Source organism: Yinghuangia aomiensis (assembly GCF_039542225.1).
Taxonomy (GTDB): domain Bacteria; phylum Actinomycetota; class Actinomycetes; order Streptomycetales; family Streptomycetaceae; genus Yinghuangia; species Yinghuangia aomiensis.
The window spans coordinates 1-2,793 of record NZ_BAABHS010000083.1 but is presented as its reverse complement, the minus strand read 5'-3'; the positions used below and the strand labels follow the sequence as shown (position 1 = coordinate 2,793).

The window sequence follows — 2,793 nt, the reverse complement described above, 5'->3', positions numbered from 1 at the left end:
CGGGCGTTTCGCTTCTTCGTTTTTGCTGTGTTTCTTTGTTTCTGCGCTTCCAGCGTATCACACCGTTTCCGGCCCGATTTTCGCTTTCCGCCGGCCTTCCGAGCGGCCTTTCGGCTTTTCTTCCGGCGCTTCCAGCTTAGCAGATCCTTTCGGCCCGCTTTGCCTTCTGCTTTCGCTTTGGAAATCCACCCCGGAGGGCTTCTTTCTTTCGGCTCCTGGAGCTTAGCAGCCGGTTTGCCGCCTGCCAAACCCGTGTCGGGCGATCGAATTCGGAAAACACCGACAGAGCGCGCTGAAAGAAATCACGGCAGACGTCATGGAAAGAACCATGAAGAACAATCGCGAGGATCAGGAGTGCTTCTGTGGCGGATCCAGGACCCAGTTCCCTCGAAGACTCGACAGGAACGGAGTCGCCCGCTCGACACCGGTAGATGCTACCAGGTTGTCGCGCTGCTTGCCAGCGTTGCGACAACCCTTCGAACTTACGCGTCCACTGTCGTCGGTGTCAACTTCACTCGATCAGCCGACCGACGGCAGCTCGTCCGCGAGATCCGAGGATGCCATATCCCCGGTCTCGCCGACGGCCGCGGCGCGCCGACCGAGGACGAAGACATACGTGAGGAACGCGGCCTCGGCTGCGACGCCGATGCCGATGCGTCCCCACGTAGGCAGACCGGACGGGGTCACGAAGGCCTCGATGACGCCGGACACGACGAGGACCAGGGCGAGTCCGAGGGCCATGCCGAGGGCGATGCGGCCTTCTTCGGCGAGGGCCCGGCCGCGCGTGCGGGGTCCCGGGTCGATCACCGTCCAGCCCAGGCGCAGGCCGGTGCCGGCCGCGACGAAGACCGCGGTGAGTTCGAGCAGGCCGTGCGGGGTGATGAGGCCGAGGAAGACGTCGAAGCGGCCGGCCGCGGCCATCAGGCCCCCGGACACTCCGATGTTGGCCGCGTTCTGGAACAGGATGAACAGCGTCGGCAGCCCCAGCAGTACGCCGAGGGCCAGGCTCCCCGCGGCGACCCACGCGTTGTTGGTCATCACCTGTGCGGCGAAAGAGGATGCCGGGTTGCTGTCGTAGTACGTCTCGAAGTCACCGCCAGGGCGGGTGAGTTCGCGGATCTCGTCGGGTGCGGCGATGGATGCCTGGACGGACGGGTTCGCGGCGACCCAGGCGCCGATCAGGGTGGCGACGAGGATCGAGACGACGGCTGTGGTGATCCACCAGCGCCTGGTCCGGTAGACCGCGGCCGGGAAGCGGGTCGTGAGGAAGAGGAGAGCGTCGCGCCACGCGGTGCCGCGCGGCGCGGTGACGGCGGAACGGGCGCGGGCGACGAGCGAGGAGAGGTGGCCGACCAGGACCGGGTCGGGGGCGGCGGACCGGACGAGGGAGAGGTGGGTCGCCGTACGCCGGTACAAGGTCACGAGTTCGTCGACCTCGGGGCCGGTGAGCTTGGCGCGGCGGCGGGACAGCTCGTCGAGGCGGGTCCATTCACCCCGGTGCACCGCCACGAAGACGTCGACGTCCATGCTGCGGGCAACTCCTCCGTCGCGGCGGGTGGGCGCTGGTGTGGTCATCAGACCATGAGAGGGGCGTGTGCGTCGCTATGCGGGTATCGCGGGTATGGGGTGTCGCGGGCGGGGGCCCGTCAGGAGAATCGGGTCGCAGGTGGGGCGGGCCGTCGGCGAGTACTTCGAGTACTGCGGAAAGCAGGGGCGCACGTGAGCGATCTGGTCACCGGTGAGGCGGTTTCTCTCGATCTGCAGCCGGCGCGGCTGGCGAGCCGGGCGATTGCGTTCACCCTCGACCTCCTGATGCAGGGCGCGTGCCTGCTGCTGTTCGGGTGGGGGCTCGGGACGCTGCTGACCGGCGTCGACCCGGCGTTGGGCACGGCGGTCGTGCTGGTTTTCGTGGTCGCGGTGCTGCTGGGGTGGCCGGTCGGGTGGGAGACGGCGACGCGGGGGCGGTCGCCGGGGAAGATGGCGCTGGGGCTGCGGGTCGTCCGGGACGACGGCGGTCCGGTGCGGTTCCGGCACGCGCTGGTGCGCGGCTTGGTGGGGGTTTTCGCGGACTTCTGGACGACGGTGGGCTGCGGCGCGGTCATCTCGTCGCTGGCCTCGACGCGGGGGAAACGGCTCGGCGACCAGGCGGCGGGCACGTTCGTGGTCCGGGAGCGGACACCGGGCGCGCGGCACGTGCCCGTGGCGATGCACCCGGCCGCGGCGGCGTGGGCGGCGTCGCTGGACTTGTCGGGGCTGACGGACGATCTGGCGTTGCAGGCGCGGCAGTATTTGGGACGGCTCGGGCAGTTGGACCCGGCGGTCGCCGGCGCGCTGGGGATGCGGCTGGCGACGGAGGTCGCGGCACGGGTGGGGATTCCGGCGCCGGTGGGGGTGCACCCTGCGGAGTTCCTGGCGGCGGTGCTGGCGGAGCGGGGGCGGCGGGCTTACGCACGGGAGGCGGGGAACGCGACGGCGCCGGTCGGCGCGGCTGCCGGGTGGGGGCCGGTCGGCGGGGGGACGCCGGTGGGGGGCTCGGGGGTGCCGGTTGCTGTGGGTGGGGTGGCTGGGGAGCCCGGTGGTGCGGGGGCCGGATCTGGGAGCAGTGGCTCGGCGGGGGGCGGCGCGGAGTCGGGGGCCGGGTCGGGGCGAGGGGTTGCGGAAGGGGAGGCGGCGAAGGGGACGGGGTTCAAGCCGCCGGTGTGATGGTCTGACTTTTATTGGGGTCCCCTTGCCAACCTGCTTAGCAGGTGGGGTGGTTGGGGTGGCGGGGGCTGTCCACAGGTGCGGTGGGGG

The 2,793-nt window shown here is 70.3% G+C and carries 3 protein-coding genes; 2 read left to right on the top strand and 1 reads right to left on the bottom strand.

Annotated elements, in window-relative coordinates:
- Positions 1 to 226 (top strand): hypothetical protein (locus tag ABEA93_RS41895; RefSeq protein WP_345681272.1); only part of this gene is annotated, 226 nt, incomplete at its 5' end.
- A gap of 293 nt (positions 227 to 519) precedes the next feature.
- Here the strand turns inward: ABEA93_RS41895 and ABEA93_RS41890 are convergent.
- Positions 520 to 1,527 carry a stage II sporulation protein M gene (locus tag ABEA93_RS41890; RefSeq protein WP_345681273.1) on the bottom strand — a complete coding sequence of 336 codons (1,008 nt, stop codon included), beginning with the start codon at positions 1,525 to 1,527 and terminating at the stop codon, positions 520 to 522.
- Between the two features lie 192 nt (positions 1,528 to 1,719).
- Between ABEA93_RS41890 and ABEA93_RS41885 the strand changes: the two genes are divergently transcribed.
- A complete protein-coding gene (locus tag ABEA93_RS41885) occupies positions 1,720 to 2,703 on the top strand; it encodes an RDD family protein (RefSeq protein ID WP_345681271.1) in 984 nt (327 codons plus the stop codon).
- Positions 2,704 to 2,793 lie beyond the last annotated feature (90 nt).

Bases quoted from the DNA above. Each gene is read 5' to 3' on its own strand.
- ABEA93_RS41890 (WP_345681273.1), bottom strand. From the start codon at position 1,527: ATGGACGTCGACGTCTTCGTGGCGGTGCACCGGGGTGAATGGACCCGC.